The 14484-nt window shown below is 69.8% G+C and carries 12 protein-coding genes and 1 pseudogene; 2 read left to right on the top strand and 11 right to left on the bottom strand.

The features are described from left to right. Positions 1–30 precede the first annotated feature (30 nt). The 3 genes from ACWGJ5_RS20445 to ACWGJ5_RS20435 form a co-directional block, all read right to left on the bottom strand. The gene (locus ACWGJ5_RS20445) at positions 31–1056 is read right to left on the bottom strand and encodes a 2-hydroxyacid dehydrogenase (protein WP_453311075.1); all 1026 of its coding nucleotides are present in this window, start codon (positions 1054–1056) and stop codon (positions 31–33) included. 90 nt (positions 1057–1146) lie between these two features. Beyond that, a complete protein-coding gene (locus ACWGJ5_RS20440) occupies positions 1147–2076 on the bottom strand; it encodes a hypothetical protein (protein WP_453311074.1) in 930 nt (309 codons plus the stop codon). A gap of 13 nt (positions 2077–2089) precedes the next feature. Next, the gene (locus ACWGJ5_RS20435) at positions 2090–3046 is read right to left on the bottom strand and encodes an FAD-dependent oxidoreductase (protein WP_453311073.1); all 957 of its coding nucleotides are present in this window, start codon (positions 3044–3046) and stop codon (positions 2090–2092) included. A 322-nt stretch (positions 3047–3368) separates the two neighbouring features. On the opposite strand from ACWGJ5_RS20435, the gene ACWGJ5_RS20430 reads away from it, so the two are divergent. Beyond that, entirely contained in the window at positions 3369–5612 is a 2244-nt protein-coding gene (locus tag ACWGJ5_RS20430) for an ATP-binding protein (protein WP_453311072.1), read from the top strand. A gap of 11 nt (positions 5613–5623) precedes the next feature. Here the strand turns inward: ACWGJ5_RS20430 and ACWGJ5_RS20425 are convergent, their stop codons facing one another. From ACWGJ5_RS20425 to ACWGJ5_RS20390, 8 genes and pseudogenes are all read right to left on the bottom strand, one after another. Then, positions 5624–6109 (bottom strand): GNAT family N-acetyltransferase, encoded by a 486-nt coding sequence (locus ACWGJ5_RS20425; protein WP_453311071.1) that lies wholly within the window; start codon positions 6107–6109, stop codon positions 5624–5626. 84 nt (positions 6110–6193) lie between these two features. Next, complete coding sequence (locus ACWGJ5_RS20420) at positions 6194–7126, bottom strand: hypothetical protein (protein WP_453311070.1); 933 nt, start codon at positions 7124–7126, stop codon at positions 6194–6196. 55 nt (positions 7127–7181) lie between these two features. After that, positions 7182–8156, bottom strand: a complete 975-nt coding sequence (locus tag ACWGJ5_RS20415) for an SCO2521 family protein (RefSeq protein ID WP_453311069.1) — start codon at positions 8154–8156, stop codon at positions 7182–7184. 1 nt (position 8157) lies between these two features. Further along, positions 8158–9126, bottom strand: coding sequence for an SCO2522 family protein (locus ACWGJ5_RS20410; protein ID WP_453311068.1), 969 nt, complete (start codon positions 9124–9126; stop codon positions 8158–8160). Continuing rightward, positions 9123–10040 (bottom strand): SCO2523 family variant P-loop protein, encoded by a 918-nt coding sequence (locus tag ACWGJ5_RS20405; protein ID WP_453311067.1) that lies wholly within the window; start codon positions 10038–10040, stop codon positions 9123–9125. Before ACWGJ5_RS20405 ends, ACWGJ5_RS20410 begins: the two co-directional genes overlap by 4 nt. A 3-nt stretch (positions 10041–10043) precedes the next feature. Then, positions 10044–11882, bottom strand: coding sequence for an SCO2524 family protein (locus ACWGJ5_RS20400; RefSeq protein ID WP_453311066.1), 1839 nt, complete (start codon positions 11880–11882; stop codon positions 10044–10046). A gap of 209 nt (positions 11883–12091) precedes the next feature. Further along, the gene (locus tag ACWGJ5_RS20395) at positions 12092–12928 is read right to left on the bottom strand and encodes an IS701 family transposase (protein ID WP_453311292.1); all 837 of its coding nucleotides are present in this window, start codon (positions 12926–12928) and stop codon (positions 12092–12094) included. Between the two features lie 202 nt (positions 12929–13130). Then, positions 13131–13457 (bottom strand): annotated as a pseudogene (locus tag ACWGJ5_RS20390) (DUF4265 domain-containing protein); the annotation flags it as partial. A 720-nt stretch (positions 13458–14177) separates the two neighbouring features. Between ACWGJ5_RS20390 and ACWGJ5_RS20385 the strand changes: the two are divergent. Beyond that, positions 14178–14477: a hypothetical protein gene (locus ACWGJ5_RS20385; protein WP_453311065.1), complete on the top strand. Its 300-nt coding sequence runs from the start codon at positions 14178–14180 to the stop codon at positions 14475–14477. Positions 14478–14484 lie beyond the last annotated feature (7 nt).

The following is a 14484-nucleotide window of genomic DNA, read 5'->3' as shown; positions in this document are numbered from 1 at the left end:
CGGCAGCTCCGCCCGCCTCGGCCCCCGGCATTACTCGCTGCCGCGCTGCACGGCTGCCCGCCGTTCGCGGAAGTCGGGGTTGGTGACATCGGGGGAGCAGGTCCCTGACAGCACGTCGCACACTGCGCGGGCGGCGCGCCGACCGGCGCGCAGCCCCGCGTCCTTGGTGCGGAAGCCCATCTGAGGGACAGACAGGAAGCGTTCCGGGCCAAGTGCCCTGAGCGCGGCCCAGGCGTCGCCAGGTCCGAGGCCGTCCACTGCGGCCCGGAGGTTCCTGCGCTCGATGGCCCAGGCGAGCGCCACAGGATCGACGAGGTCGTGATGGCCCGTGTTCACCAGCAAGGCGCCGTCCTTGCAGATCGCCAGCTCCCGTCTGCCGAGCATCGGCGGTTCGTCCGCAGCCGGCCCCGGGCGGTGCAGGCTGATCACGTCGGACCGGGAGAGGAGGCCCTCGAGATCGGTGTACGCGATGCCCATGGCGGCCTCGAGCGCCTGGTTGCGCCGCGGGGACGTGTACAGCACGCTCATGCCGAGTCCCTGGGCGATCGTGGCGACGCGTGCCCCGATCCGTCCTGCTCCGACCACTCCCAGGGTCCGACCGCCCAGCTCGCGGCCCTCGGGAGGCGACCCCGTGGCAATCGGGTCGGCCGGGGAATGCGGGGTTCTCACAATGGCGTCGGTGAACGGACGGGCCAGGGTGAGCGCGAGCAGGACGGTGAACTCCGCGACCGAGGCCGCGTTCTCGCCCGGTGTGTTCGCGAAAGCTATCCCCAAGTCGTACGCCGTGCGCCAGCCGGGCACGTAGCTCCAAAAGTCGGTGCCGACGAACGCGACGGCTTCCAGGGCCGCGGCTCGTTCGAAATGGGCAGGCTCCGGCTCCTCGTATCCGCCGATCAGGTACCCGGAGACGCCATCGAGCGCCGCATGCAGGTCCTCCCCGCCCAAGTGGTCGTCGGTGACCTCCCGAAGTGCGAACCCACGGTCGGCGATCAGGCGACGAGCCTCTGACGGCACCGCGGCCGTTCCGGTCACCAGGACGATTGGCTGCTCATTCATGTGCCCTCCTGTGGCATGCGGCCCCTGACCGCCGTCATCGCCTCGGCCGGGCATAGGCGAACCGCTGACCGGCGAAGCGTCATCGCATCCTCACCGCAGATCGAAGACGACGAGGGACAGTGGCCCACGCCAGGTGAACTGTCCGCAGACGATGACCCGTGCATCGTGCACCCGTCCTGGCAGCGCCGCGGCGGCCAGTTCCAGGGCCTCCCCCGTCGCGTCGTGTCCGTCGTCGTCAGGCTCGTGCTCGATGACCACCGTCGCGCGCCGCATCATCGCGGCCGCCTGACGCAGCATGGCCACGGTGGTTCCGGCGAAGCCCGAATCCTTCGGGGCCGCCTCGCGCCCGTGGTCGGCCCCGGCGGCGGCGAGAACGTCGCGAGCCGACGCGGTCAGCCGCGCCGGGGCGTCCAGCAGCGGCGACCGCCGTCCGAACTGCGGCGAGGTGTACAGAACGGCGCCCTCCTCCGGGACTGGCAGGTCGCGCCAGCCGGCCGGGGCTGTCGCGTCGGCGCACACCAGCCGGCTGGTGGCAGCGGGGGGCCGCTGGCGCGCGAGATCGCCGGTGACCTCCTCGTACCCGAGTGAAGTACCTCGCGAAGCCCGTAGCGCCAGCACGACGGCCAGGCAGGACGCGACGGCCACCTCGTCGGCGCTGCCGCACGTGGGGAGCATCGCCAGCACCGACAGCAAGCTCTCGAGGTCGCGGATGGGCGGTAGTCGCCGGAGCATCCGGGCATGGCGGACGGTGGCCCGGCTCTTCGCCAGGCTGACGCAGGCGAGGACAGGGTCGATCTCGATCCCGAAGAACGGCAGGTTCATCAGCCGGGCCGCCGTCGCTGAACTGCCTCCGCCGGCGAAGGGATCGACGACGGCGCGACACGACGGGCCCACGAGGTCGGCGACGACCTCCATCGTCGTGCGGACGTTGGAGGCACTCGCCGTCTGGAACCAGCGGTCCACGGGTTCTCGCGGGTCCGGGTGGTAGCGCTCGGCGTCCAGCGGCAGGGACAGGGACACGGCATTCCTCTCCTCAATCGATCAGGGACTGAACCTGCCGCGCGCAACCCCACGACAGTGTGACGCCCGAGCCTCCGTGACCATAGTTGTGCACCACGAGAGCGCCATGGTGGCTGCCGCGTTCCAGCCGTACGCGCGGCCGCACCGGCCGTAGACCGACCCGGAGTTCCCTGACCTCGGCGTGGCCGAGTGCGGGCAGGACGGTGGCGCAGCGCGCCACGATCCGCTCGGCGGCCTCCGGGTCCGGCCGCAGGTCGCTTCTGCCGTGTCTGACCATCCCGCCCAGGACGACGTGGTCGGGGTGGGCGATCCAGTAGGTGGGGTCCTCGCTCTCGGGGAAGTCCGAGAAGAATCCCTCGATCCCCGGATTCTCCGTGATCACCAACTGGCCCCAGCTCGGCGCCACTTCCTGGTCGCCCACCAGATCCCTGGCCCCCAGTCCGGCACAGTTGACCACCACCGGAGCGATGTCCAGCACCTGGCCCAGGTCGCGCAGTGGACTGTCCAACAATCGAAGGTTGGCCCCGGACGCGACAAGACGGCCCATCAGGTAGTCGAGGTAGACGGGCATGTCGAAGACCGGGGCTCGGTAGGTCCACCCCCATCCGAAGCCGGACGGTAGTTCGGACGGGCCGCACGTGGCGAATCCGCTCACGGAACGCAGCCAGGCGGGTGACTCCGCCGGCTTGCGCGAGGCCTCGATCCCCTGGGTGATGCGGACGCCGGACCGCGGATCGGCAGCGATCGCCGTCAGGTCCGGCAGGCTGTGCAGGCTCCAGTCCAGCACCCTGGGATCATCGAAGACGTACGGCCCCCACAGGGCCCCGGCGACCGCGGACGTCGTACGCTGGGGTTCGCGGTCGGAGACGACGGTCACCGCTCGCCCCGCCTCCGACAGCACCAGTGCGGTCGTCAGCCCCGCCACCCCGCACCCGACAACAATGACCTCAGGATCTGCTGAGACCGCCACCGCTCCAGATTAGGGAATCGCTCGGATCGCATCCAGATCGACGGTCCGTCAAATACTGTGCATACTAAAGCGGATGGCCGGAACAGCTGGTTGACTGGGAGGACCGTGTGAGCGGTGGTCAGCTGCCTGCGAGCGAGAGGCCGTGCCGATGGGGGGCACCGAAGAGCGGAGCGATCGCGGTCCCGACCGGTCCGGGGCGACTCGCTCCGAGTTGTCCGGGCACGCCTGGGACGTGGTCCAGGCGCGCGACGTCACTGGTGGGATCCACTTCCACCACGCGGACCGTGCCCTTGGGCCGAGTCCGCGGCAACTTCCCGCAGACGTGAGGGGATTCGTCGGAAGAGAGGCGGCTCTCGACAGCCTCGACGGCATCCTGGCCCGCGGCGCCGAGGGCTCGCAGACCGTTGTGATCTCGACGATCGCCGGCACCGCCGGCGTCGGCAAGACCTCCCTCGCGACGCACTGGGCGCATCGGGTCAAGGACCGCTTCCCCGACGGCCAGCTGCACGTCAATCTCCGAGGCTACGACGCGGGACCGCCCGTCACCGCTGATCAGGCGCTCGAGCGGTTCCTGCGCGCGCTGGGGGTCGCTCCGGGAGCGATCCCCGACGACCCCGAGGACAAGGCCGCGCTCTACCGGTCCCTGCTGGCCGGGCGGCGCATGCTCATCGTGCTGGACAATGCCGCGGCCGTACGCCAAGTGCGGCTCCTGCTACCCGGGACCGCCTCCTGCATGGTGCTGGTGACCAGTCGTGACCGGTTGTCCGGACTGGTGGCCCGGGACGGCGCGCACCGGCTGGACCTGGATGTTCTCGCTGAGGACGAGGCCGTGCGGTTGTTACGGGGCAGCACCCGGGGGCACCGCGGCCCGGACTCGGAGTCCGAACTGATCCAGCTCGCCCGTCTGTGTGCCCGCCTTCCCCTGGCGCTGCGCATCGCGGCCGAGCGGGCGGCAGCCAGGCCGCACATGCCGCTCAGCGAGCTGATCAGTGATCTGCAGGACGAGTCCTCCCTCTGGATAGCTCTGTCGGCTGACGAGGAGGACGACAGCGATGCGGTGCACACCGTGTTCGCCTGGTCCTACCGTGCCTTGGGCAGCGAGGCAGCCCGCATGTTCCGGCTGCTGGGCCTGCACCCCGGGCCGGACTTCTCGGTCCACGCCGCAGCGGCCCTGGCAGGCGTCTCCACCGTCACCGGACGGCGGCTGCTCGACTCCTTGGCTGCCGCACATCTGATTTCCGCGTCCGCCTACGACCGCTTTCAGTTCCACGACCTGCTCAGGGCCTTCGCCTTCGAGCAGGCGGTGAACGACGAGACACCGGAAGGCCGCGAATCCGCGTTGCGGCGGCTGTGCGAGTGGTACCTGGAGGCGATGGCGGCGGCTGCCGCGGTGCACGACGCGCAGTACGCCGACGATTGGCATGTACATCATGCGCGGGCTGACCTGCCCGGGCTTCCGGACGTGTCGGACTACGAGCGGGCCATGGCCTGGTTCACCGCCGAGACCGACAACCTGATAGCGGTCAGCAGGACCGCGGCCGAGGCCGGCCTCCACGAAGTGGCGTGGAAACTGCCCGCCCTGTTGCGTACGCCTTTCCTGGACCGGCATCCCGTACAGGGCTGGCTGCCGATGGCCGAACAGGCGTTGCTGGCGGCTCGGCGATCCGAGGATCTGCTCGGCCAGGCCGTGACTCTCCTCGGCATGAGCATCGCGCACCGGCAGGCGCACCGTGTCGCGGAGGCCGTCGACCACAGCCGTGCCGCGCTGGCCGCTGCCCGTCAGGTCGACGACGCGTGGCAGACGATTGCCGCCCTGGTCATGCTGGGGCATGCGCTTCGCTTGGGTCGTCGGCTCGACGAAGCCCTGGTGTCTTACCAGGAGGCACTGGATATCGCCCGAGGGCTGCGGCTGCGTCTGTGGATCGTGTGGGGGCTCATCGGGCGTGCCGAGGCGCTGCTCGACTCCGGTTCCCACAGTGAAGCCCGCGAGTGCGTGGCGGCGACGCTGCGGGAACTGCACGACGGCGAGAGCCCCGGAGCCCGCTCGGAATGCCTGTGGGTGGAGGCGACGATCGACCGGGAGACCGGCCTCCTGGCCGACGCGGACCGGCACATCGGCCAGGCCCTGCACATGGCGTACGAGACCCGCAACGTCATCTACCAAGGCCAATGCGAGCTCGAATTCGGGCGGATCTGCCTCGCGGCAAGCCGAGCCGAAGACGCACTGGCCGCGCTCCAGCGAGCCGCGTCGATCGGCAGACTCTTGGGTGACCAGGCGATGGAGGGGACGGCGCTCGACATGACCGGGCTGGCCTACCAGGCGCTGGACCGTCCGCAGGAAGCCATGCACTTCCACCGCCTCGCCGTCGCGGAGTTCCGGGAGCTCGGCGACGACTGGCGGGTTGCCGGTGCGCTGGAGAGCCTGGCCGCGGCCATGGACCGGACCGGCGATCCGTCCGCTGCGGCATCGCACCGGCGGGAGGCCGTCGGCATCCTGCAGGGCTATACCGACGCCCGGGCGAGGGCATTGTGCTCGGCTGTGACGGCCCGGCTGCCTGCCGGATGACCACTGGTGGGCTAAGGGGACCGGAGGGGCGCCGCACGGACCATCACCAGGCGGTCCTGACCCGGCCCAAGGTAGTCGCGGCGCCGCTCGGCGAGGCGGAAGCCCGACGCCTGGTACAACCGCAGAGCGGGGTGGTTGTCCGGGGCCACGCTCAGCCAGACCGCGCCGAGTCCCCTGTCGTCCGCGAGGCTCAGCACAGCGTCGAGCAGGCGGCGCCCGTGACCCTGCTGCCGGTGCGTGCGATCGACCGCGAGCGACAGGAGCCACGACCGACCGTTGCCGTCGCCGTCGCCGTCGCCGTCGCCGTCGCCGGCCAGGAGCGTGTAGCCGTACAGCCCTCCGGCGCCGGCGGTGACGAGCATGTGGTGACCATGAACGTCGAACAGCTGGCGCAGTGCGAAGTACGGATAGCTGAGGCCGGGAAACGCGCGCGCCTCCAGGGCCGCGATAGCCGCCAGGTCGCCCTCGACCGCATGTCGCACCTGTACGTGCTGCATGTCACCAAGTGTGCACTGGGAGTGGCGCCGGGTTCCCGTCATCCATGGCCAAGCAGGGTCGCACAGCGTCCAGACCGGGCAGCGCTACCGGCCGGCCTCCCAGAGCGTCCTGAATTGCTGGACCCGATGGATGACCCGGTAGGAGCGCACGTCGATGAGCGTGCTGGCGGTGACTCCGCGCAGGTCAGAGACGATCTCGTAGGAGAGCGACTCGTCGAAGACCACGAAGTCGTCGATCTCGGTCATCCGGGCGATGGGCGGCAGTCCCGAGAGCGACAGCACCCGCACCTCTATGCCGAGGCTTTGCTGGTCGTCGCAAAGTCGGCTCAGTTCGGGGGTGTTCTCATCGGCCTCCTCGACGATGAACAGCCGCCGGATCCGCACACCTCGACGGATCGCGTCGCGCTGCGCCACCAGGTACCGAGCCCCGAGCTCGCTCGCCCAGAAGTCCCGGTCGGCCCAGCTGCTGGTGGCGTCGATGGTCAGGGCGGCGCATCCAGTGAGGGCCGTGATCCAGTCGTGGTCCTCGCCCTCCCGGTGGACAACCTCCAGGTTGAGGTTCTCCATCAGTGCGGTAAGCCGCAGGACCTCCGCACGGACAAAGTTCGCCATGATCGCCGGGGCGACCGCCCCGACCATGGTCGCACTGCGGACCAACCGGGTCACCTCGTCACGCGTCAACGCCGAACGATCGACCAGCCCGAAGAGCTCGGTGACCTCGTTGACGCGGGCAAAGCCGTCGGCGACCAGCTCCTTCATCTCGAAGTTGTGCGTGGCGAGCGTCCATTCGACCGAGGCGAGCCGGCTCGCCAAGCCGGTCATGAACTGGATGATCAGCAGCGCGCCGCCCGCGAGGGCCGAGACGGTCAGCTTCCAGACCGCAGGCTGCCCGGAGAGGCCGGTGAGCAGATAGCAGGCTCCCCCGACCAGCACGGCGACCAGTGTCCTGAGCAGAATCGGCGGGTGGTGCGGAGCGGAAGGCGCCGCGGCGTCCGGCGTGTTCGACGATCCGGCCATGTGTCGTGGCCCTCCTCTGGAGGGATCGTGCGCGTCCGCACCCATGGGAAAGCGGTCAGGGCTGCAGATGCGCGGCGGTCTGCAAGGCCAATTGATCCCTGATTCGTTGGACCAGGAGCAGCCACTGCCTGGTGAATCCGGGTTCCCGCTCCAGCGCCTCCCACAGCGGGCGGAGGACCCGGTCCGCGCGCGCTGCCGGCATCCACAGATGCATCAGATGGTCGACGGCGGGACGCAGCGCCGCCAGCGCGTCCCGCCCGTCGATCGAGCCGAGCAGGCTGCGCTCGACCATCCTGAGGAGCGTCGTGAGCAGCCAGTCGTGCAGGGTGAGGTCATGGCAGAGCCCCGCGGCGGCGTCTGCGGCGATTCCCGCCGGCAGCCGAAGCTCCGCGGTTCGCAGTCCGTTCCCGGCCAGGGTGAAGCTCGCCAGGGACGGACCCTCGCCGTCCGGGACCTGTAACCCGACCCAACGCAGCCGAGTGACCTGGGACTTGAAGGGCGGCTGCTTGTCGAGTGCCCGGTCTCGCAGTACCCGGCCGAGCGTACGGCCGGCGATCGCTCCCAGGTCGAGGTCACCGGGACGGCGTGTGTCGTTGAGGCAGCCGTCGGCGACATCCCGCCCGGGGAGCGTGCCGAACGTCTCGACGACGCCGGGGCGGGCCAGGTAGTGGCCCCAGCGGCGGCGGTGGGGGCCGTCGGCCGTGACCGCGCAGAGGGCGCCCGCCTGGAGCAGCCGGCCCTCGGTGAGGGTGGCGCGGGTGGTGACGGTGCCGACGGCGCGGACCTTGGCGCCGGAGGCGGTGGGCAGGTGGCAGTCCACGCCGGTCATCCCGTCGGGCGACCGGACGTACAGGTTGGGCCGCTCGGAGAGCCGGACGTGCTCGTCCGCCCCCAATCGCAACAGGTCGGCGGCGACGCGCCCGGTAAGTGCCTGGGAGTGCGGCAGCAGGCAGGTGTGCACCTCGCCGAAGACCAGGACCGGCTCCGGACTCTGCTCGGTCAGCTCACCGGTGTTCGCGTCCCTGGCCATCTCAGGGCCCCTCGTGGAAGACGTAGGAGATGCGGTCGGGGATCTCCTCGGGTACCGGAAGGCCCTCGAGGGAGGCGCGCTCGGCGACTTGGCGGAGAGCTTGCGGCTCGACGTTCACCTGATCGAGGACGACCCGTACCGCATGCTCGACCGGCAGGAGGCGGGACGGCAGGACGGAACAGGTGCGGTAGGCGGAGAAGGGCGCAGCGGAGGGGTTGAGCTGGATCAGCGGCGGCAGCGCGTCCCAGTCGCCCGGGAAGTCCTCGCCGGCCGTCCACGGCACGGGCTGGAGGACGGGTTCGCCGAAGTGCCGCAGCAGTCCGAGGCGGGCCAGCTGCCAGACGGCGGCCAGGAATGCGCACGACCAGACGCGCCGGCCGCTGGGCTCGTCCCAGAGCTCGGCGTCGAGGAAGATCGAGTGCCGCCGGGCGGTGGTCTCGGCGGGCGGCTGCCAGACGGTGGCGTCGGCCATCGCCTCCGCGGTCCGCACGCCGGGGGTTCGGCGGCCGTTGGCGAGCCAGCCGGTCTGGTCGACCGGCGGCCGGGAACCGTCGCTGCCAGGCGGCGGCGACTCGACGACACGGGCCTTGACCCCCTCGGCTACGGGGACGCCGTCCGCGACGGCGCAGCCGGACTCGCGGGCCAGGTAGTCGATGACGAGCCCGGCGTGTTCGGCCTCGGCGAGCACGACGGGAAGGAGTGCGGCGGGAGTGGAGAAGCGGGTGCAGTATTCGTCCACGAGGAAGCAGGTGCTGACCCGGGGCCTGCGTCCGCCGGCGGCGACCGTACGCGCCGTGTCGGCCCACGGCCGGACCCGGGCGAAGTGCGCGCGCAGCCGTTCCGGACCCGCCTCGAAGTCCTCCGTATAGAGGTGGCCGAGTTCCAGTGACACGTGGGCGAGGGGCACCGCCTGGGTGCGCGACTCGGCGGTCGTCTCCCGAAAGACGGCGCCGGTTCCGGCTTCGGTCACGACATCCCCCAGACGTCATCGTCGGTGAGCTTCTCAGCCAGGTCCTGGAATGCCTTCAGCGTCTCCAGGCCGGCGACCCGGCTCGAGAGCACGTCCTCGTCGGTGATCAGCTGTTCGCGCCACTGCAGCACGGGGTCGAGCGGTACGGAGCCGAGGATCGCGGTGTAGCCGACGTCACGGTCGGCAGCGAGCCGGCGGAGGTCCTGGTCGCACGTGCTCATCCACGCGTACTGGGCGACCGGCGCCAAGGACCACGGCGGCGTCTCGAGGTCGGGCACGGCAGCGCGCACGAAGCGCATGCTGCCCCGCAGTTGCTCGAAGTCGTGACCGCGATCGACGCCGCCGCTGAGGATGCCGCGGGGGCCGAAAGCGAAACCAGAGGCGGCGATCACATGCTGCCGGGTCCAGCGGTGGTGGATGAGCCACCGGGCGCCGACGCCTTGCACTTCGGGCCGAGCGGTGACCTCGAGCGCCAGGTCGACCGCATAGCTGCGGCCGGCGCTGAGGTCGACCACCACCACGTCGAATTCGCTGTGGAGCCGCAGGAAGAGGTCGACGCAGCGGATCACGGAGTCGTTGCCGACGACGAACTCGCCGCCGCTGCGGTCGCCGGGGAACAGGACCAGGTTGCCGGAGCCGACGGGCCGGTGGCGGAGTGCCCGGTGCTCGGTGTGCGCCCAGACGTCGAGCCGGACCGGCTCGTGTGCCTGCCCCTGGAGGTAGGAGTGGAGGCCGCCCTGGTCGATGCCGCCCATGGCGCTCGGTACGTCGAAGACCGCTGCGGCAGTGGGCGAGCCGAAGTCGAAGTCCAGGTAGCAGACGTCGTCACCGGTCAGTGCACGGCGGAAGGCGATGTTGGCGCTGGTGACCGAGCGGCCGGTGCCGCCCTTGTCCGAAGCGGCGAAGACGAGCACCGTTCACTCTCCCCAGGAGGCGGCGCGCCTGCCCCGCGCCAGGCTGTCGAGCTCGGCCAAAACTCCCAGGGTGAGTGCGATCGAGGTGCCGGGCTGCCGGTCGAGGACTTCGCGTGCCCGGGCAAGTCCGGCCTCGGCGGACGTCAGCGCGAGGCTGCGGGAGGTGTCCTGACCCGAGGTGGGTTCGAGCAGTTCCTTGCCGAGCAGGTGGGTCGCCTCGCTGAGCAGTGCGGAGGCATCGCTGATCAGTTCCGTGCTGTGGATCGGCGGCTCGCCGTAGAGCCGGTGGCCGGCCACCAAGCACTCGACGACTCGTTCGGTGAAACTCCAGGACGGCGGCCGCTGTGCGGCCGGCACTCTCTGGTAGACGGCCCGGATGTCGTCCCACAGGCCGGCTCCCTTGCCGTCGCGGATCCGCCGCTCCCACACGTGGGCGAAGATGCGCTCGACGAGTCTCAGCAGCCGGTCGTGCGAGGACACGTTCCGTGACAGCGCGCAGAGTTGGATGCTCCGCTTGAGCAACTGGGCGGAGAAATCAGCCATCGTCCACTGCATAGGAGGGCCGGTGTCGCCGCTGCCCGGGAGCGGCAGCCGCACGCCCGGGGCATGCAGGGTGATCGCTGTGTCCTCTTCGGTCATCCGGCTGCTGATCCGGCCGCGCTCGGCGAGCCGCTCCATCACCGCGACCGTACGGGTGAGGTCCTCGTCGGTGGCGCGGCGGCGTACCAGGTCGTGGACCAGGACGGAGGCGACGGACAGGGTGAAGTACTCGGACTCCAGATGCTGCCCGGTCGTGCGCCAGGGAATGTCCTCCAGCGGCCAGACGTCGCCGAACCGAGCGATGCCGGACCAGTACTGGTGGGTGATCTCCCACCGCAGGCGTAACGCCTCGGCGAGTCGCTGCTGCTCGGGGGTCAGCAGGCCAAGGGTAAGGGTGCGTTCGGAGAACAGGTCCTGCAGGCCGTCGAGGGCGACGACGGTGAAGTAGAGGTTCGGGACCGGCCAGGCGACGCCGGCGGGCTGCCGGCCGATAGACTCCGTGGTATCGACCGTCGGGGAGTCCTTCACCAGACTCCAGGCCCACCCGCACTCGAAGAGCTGGTTCTCGTCGGTGAGGCGGTCGGCGATGTCGACGCCCAGCACGAGGCTCTCGTAGATGGTGGCGCGCAGTGCTCCGAAGCGTCGCTGGAACCGTTCCACCACGACGCGTCGGGAGACCTGACCCTGACCCAGGACATCGCACAGGGTGCGGCCCTGCGCATCGTCGGGGTCGAAGACGTTGACGGTGAAGGAGCGCAGCAGGCTCACCATGGCGGAGCTGAGCCGGGTCTCGGTGGCGGCCCTGAGCTTGTCGATGAGGGTGTGCACCTCCGCGCGCCGGGTCCTGCCCGTGTAGACCTTGAGAAAGCCGAGGGTGGCCAGGCACAGAGTGATCGACATCGAGAACGAGTCGACGACGCCCAGCCGGCGCTGTTCCTCGGTGAGTTCCTCGCCGGGGTCGCACGCGTCGAAGTAATGACCGCCCGCGAAGCTGGGCCCCTCGTTCTCGGCGGTATAGGTTTCCATGAACTCAGCGAGGATGCGCACCAGCTTCACCGGAATCTCCGCCCGGCCGCCGACGTCCTTGAGCGCGGTCTGCACGTCGCGTTCTGTGGTGTCAGGGTCGTCCAGCCGGAATGCGGCAATCTCCGTGGCCGGATACATCAGGCACAACAGCCGCTCGGCGTCGGCGACACTGCTGAGGCCTCCCCCGTCACCCCAGTACCAATCACCGCTCTCGAACAAATGGCGTGACACCGCCTGCCATATATCAAGCAGTTGTTGGCGTGGCTTGATCTGCATCCCCCACCCCTCGCTGGGTGTCCGCGCTTCGGCCCAGAGCATATCCGCTCTCGCACTTCCAACGGGCCACGGAACAGTTACCGCCTGTCCAAACATTCACACCGGCGGATTCTCCGTCGCATTCCCGAATCAGGTGGCGCCGCCTCGTCCGCAGGCGGGCAGCATTTCCCTGCGGCCTCGGGGTGTCTCAACCAGGCGCTCTGACACGATCATGGCCGGTGCTTCTTGATGCGTCTCCGGCAGAGGGGCGGCAGGCAAGGGGAGAGGGGGAGAAGAAGGCGTCGCGCAGTTCGGTTCTGCGTTCCCAGCGGATGGCGAGGCGTTTGAACTGGTGGAACAGAGCGGAGGTCTGCTCGACGACGTACCGGAGTTTTCCCAGATCCTTGGGCCGAGCAGGCCACCGCGAGGACGAAGTCGATGCCGACTTCCTCCAAAGCCGCGCGCAATGTCGGCTTGCCGCCGTAGACCTCATCCCTGGTGACCCAGCCCACGTGGTGTCCGGCGTCCAGGAACCGTTCGATCATCGTGCGGGCGAGTTCCGGCTTGGTCACGAAGACGGTGTCCTCGCCCAGCCCTGCTGCCTGGCAGCGGTCCGGGTCGCGCGTCCAGGAGTGCGGGATGTACAGCTCCCGGTCCACCGCCCCGTGTCCTCGCTCGCCCGCGTAGACGAGGTAGTCCGCGACCTGCGCGTCTTCGGTCCTGCCGACGGCGCCGGTGTACTGGCGCTGGACGGCGACGGTGTGGGTGCCCTTCTTCACGTCGCCGGTCTCGTCGACGACCAGCACCGCGGCCTCGTCGTGGAGGTGCTCGACGATGTGTGCGCGCACGTCGTCGCGGACGGCGTCGGCGTCCCGCGGACGGCGTCGGCGTCGGCGTCCCAGACGGCCCGGGACAGCAGTTGCAGGCCGTACCGGCTGGCCTCCCCGGCCCACTCCGCGATCGTCCATCTTGCGCGGCAGGTCCGACATTAGGCCCAGCGCCAACCGCCTGGCTCGCAAGCGGGGTTCGTACCGGGCGAACCGGCTCGCGACCCGGCCCGTGGCCACCTCGAATCCCTCCTGCCATCGGGCGGGACCTGTGCCGGGACCTGCGGCCACCGTCTCATCGTTGGTCCACACAACTCGGGATGATCGATGGTGGCCGCACCCGTCGCCGTGGCGGCCCACTGTCCTGCGTCAGCCAACCTCAGGCGCGTGCCCATCGAAGGTTGGCCGCCCCGAAGGACGGCCCTCTCGGAGCGCGCGAAGATCAGGCGTTCCACCACTCATCGGTGGCACAGCCGACTTCGTAGTGCCACCATCCATCCCGTTGTCCTTGGGTCAGGAGGGCCTTGGTCCCGTGGAAGTCGCCACCGGCTGGCGCGTTGAAGGCCACCACCGGGAAGTCTGCACTGACGACCTCGCCACCGAGCCCGACTCTGGAAAGATGGTGATGAACTGGCTGGGGGCTGCATCCCAGCGGGCCGGAAGGAACAGGCACAACGCGAATCGTGCAGTTGCCGGAGGCGCTGACCCGCCCCACGGCCCAGTGAAGCCCTTCCGAGTCGGTCTGGAACCGCACAACGCCACCTTCAGCCGCTGCGAAGAACCGGTGCGTTCTGGACGAATACGAGGTCCGACGCTACGTGGGCTGGTATCGCCACATCACCCTGGTCGTGCTCGCCCACGCCTTCCTCGCTGTCCTCGCAGCCCGGGCCCTGGACACCGCACAGAGGGCAGCAACAACGACACCACCAGCCTCATCCCCCCTCACCGTGGCAGAGATCCGGCGCCTGCTGGACACTCTCCTGCCCCACCCCAGACCCCACCAGGACCGACGACAGCACACACTGAACTGGTCCCACTGGCGCAGACACCACCAAGCCATCGCCCGCTGCTGCCACTACCGAAGAAGAACCAGCGCAGAACACGATTTCTGACTGGTGTATTAGGCAGAGTCGGCGAAAGCGCTCACTCAACCAGAAGCGTGCCCCACGCCCGACGAGACCCCTGCACCTCGGCACCTCGGGCAAGTGGCCGCCGTCCCCCGAGCCATCACACGCACCAGGGCTTACGGCAGTCGCCAGTTGCGATCTCTGCTTCTCCGCCGCTTCTGTGCCCGCGCTCGGCACTGACAGCGGGACCAATGTCGCGATCACCCGTCCGAAAATCGCTGGCTGCTGCCCACCCGGTGTGCACCGTCGTTGAGTTGGCCGCCCTGGATTGTCAGTGCCGGCCGCCACCGTCGAATGCTCAGCCGAGGAACACCCGGCCCACGCCTGCGGGGTACTGCCCCTTTCACCGCCGAGGACCGCCCGTGACCTACGTACGCCCCCACTACCGCCGCGACGGCACCTACGTCAAAGGCCACAACCGCCGCAGCCGGCCCCGCGCCACCCAGCCCCATACGGCACCCCGACATGCCACCCCGCGTCCCACTCCTGTGCCACGGCCCCGCCCGGTCCCCACCGGACCGACGACCTATGTCCGTCCCTACTACCGATCGGACGGCACCCGCGTACGCGGGCACAACCGGTCCATCACCCCTCGCGCCCTCGCCGTGGCGGCAGGCACCGGAGGATGCGACCCGGACGGCAGCAGGCCCCGTCAGATCTGACGGGGCC

The sequence above is a fragment of the Streptomyces sp. NPDC054783 genome, from assembly GCF_053611725.1.
Note: the sequence above shows the minus strand (reverse complement) of the source record. Positions and strands in the feature narration are given on the sequence as shown.

What these genes read in the sequence shown, in the direction of transcription:
- ACWGJ5_RS20445 (WP_453311075.1), bottom strand. Translation starts at nt 1,056, where the DNA reads ATGAATGAGCAGCCAATCGTCCTGGTGACCGGAACGGCCGCGGTGCCG.
- ACWGJ5_RS20425 (WP_453311071.1), bottom strand. Translation starts at nt 6,109, where the DNA reads ATGCAGCACGTACAGGTGCGACATGCGGTCGAGGGCGACCTGGCGGCT.
- ACWGJ5_RS20420 (WP_453311070.1), bottom strand. Translation starts at nt 7,126, where the DNA reads ATGGCCGGATCGTCGAACACGCCGGACGCCGCGGCGCCTTCCGCTCCG.
- ACWGJ5_RS20415 (WP_453311069.1), bottom strand. Translation starts at nt 8,156, where the DNA reads ATGGCCAGGGACGCGAACACCGGTGAGCTGACCGAGCAGAGTCCGGAG.
- ACWGJ5_RS20400 (WP_453311066.1), bottom strand. Translation starts at nt 11,882, where the DNA reads ATGCAGATCAAGCCACGCCAACAACTGCTTGATATATGGCAGGCGGTG.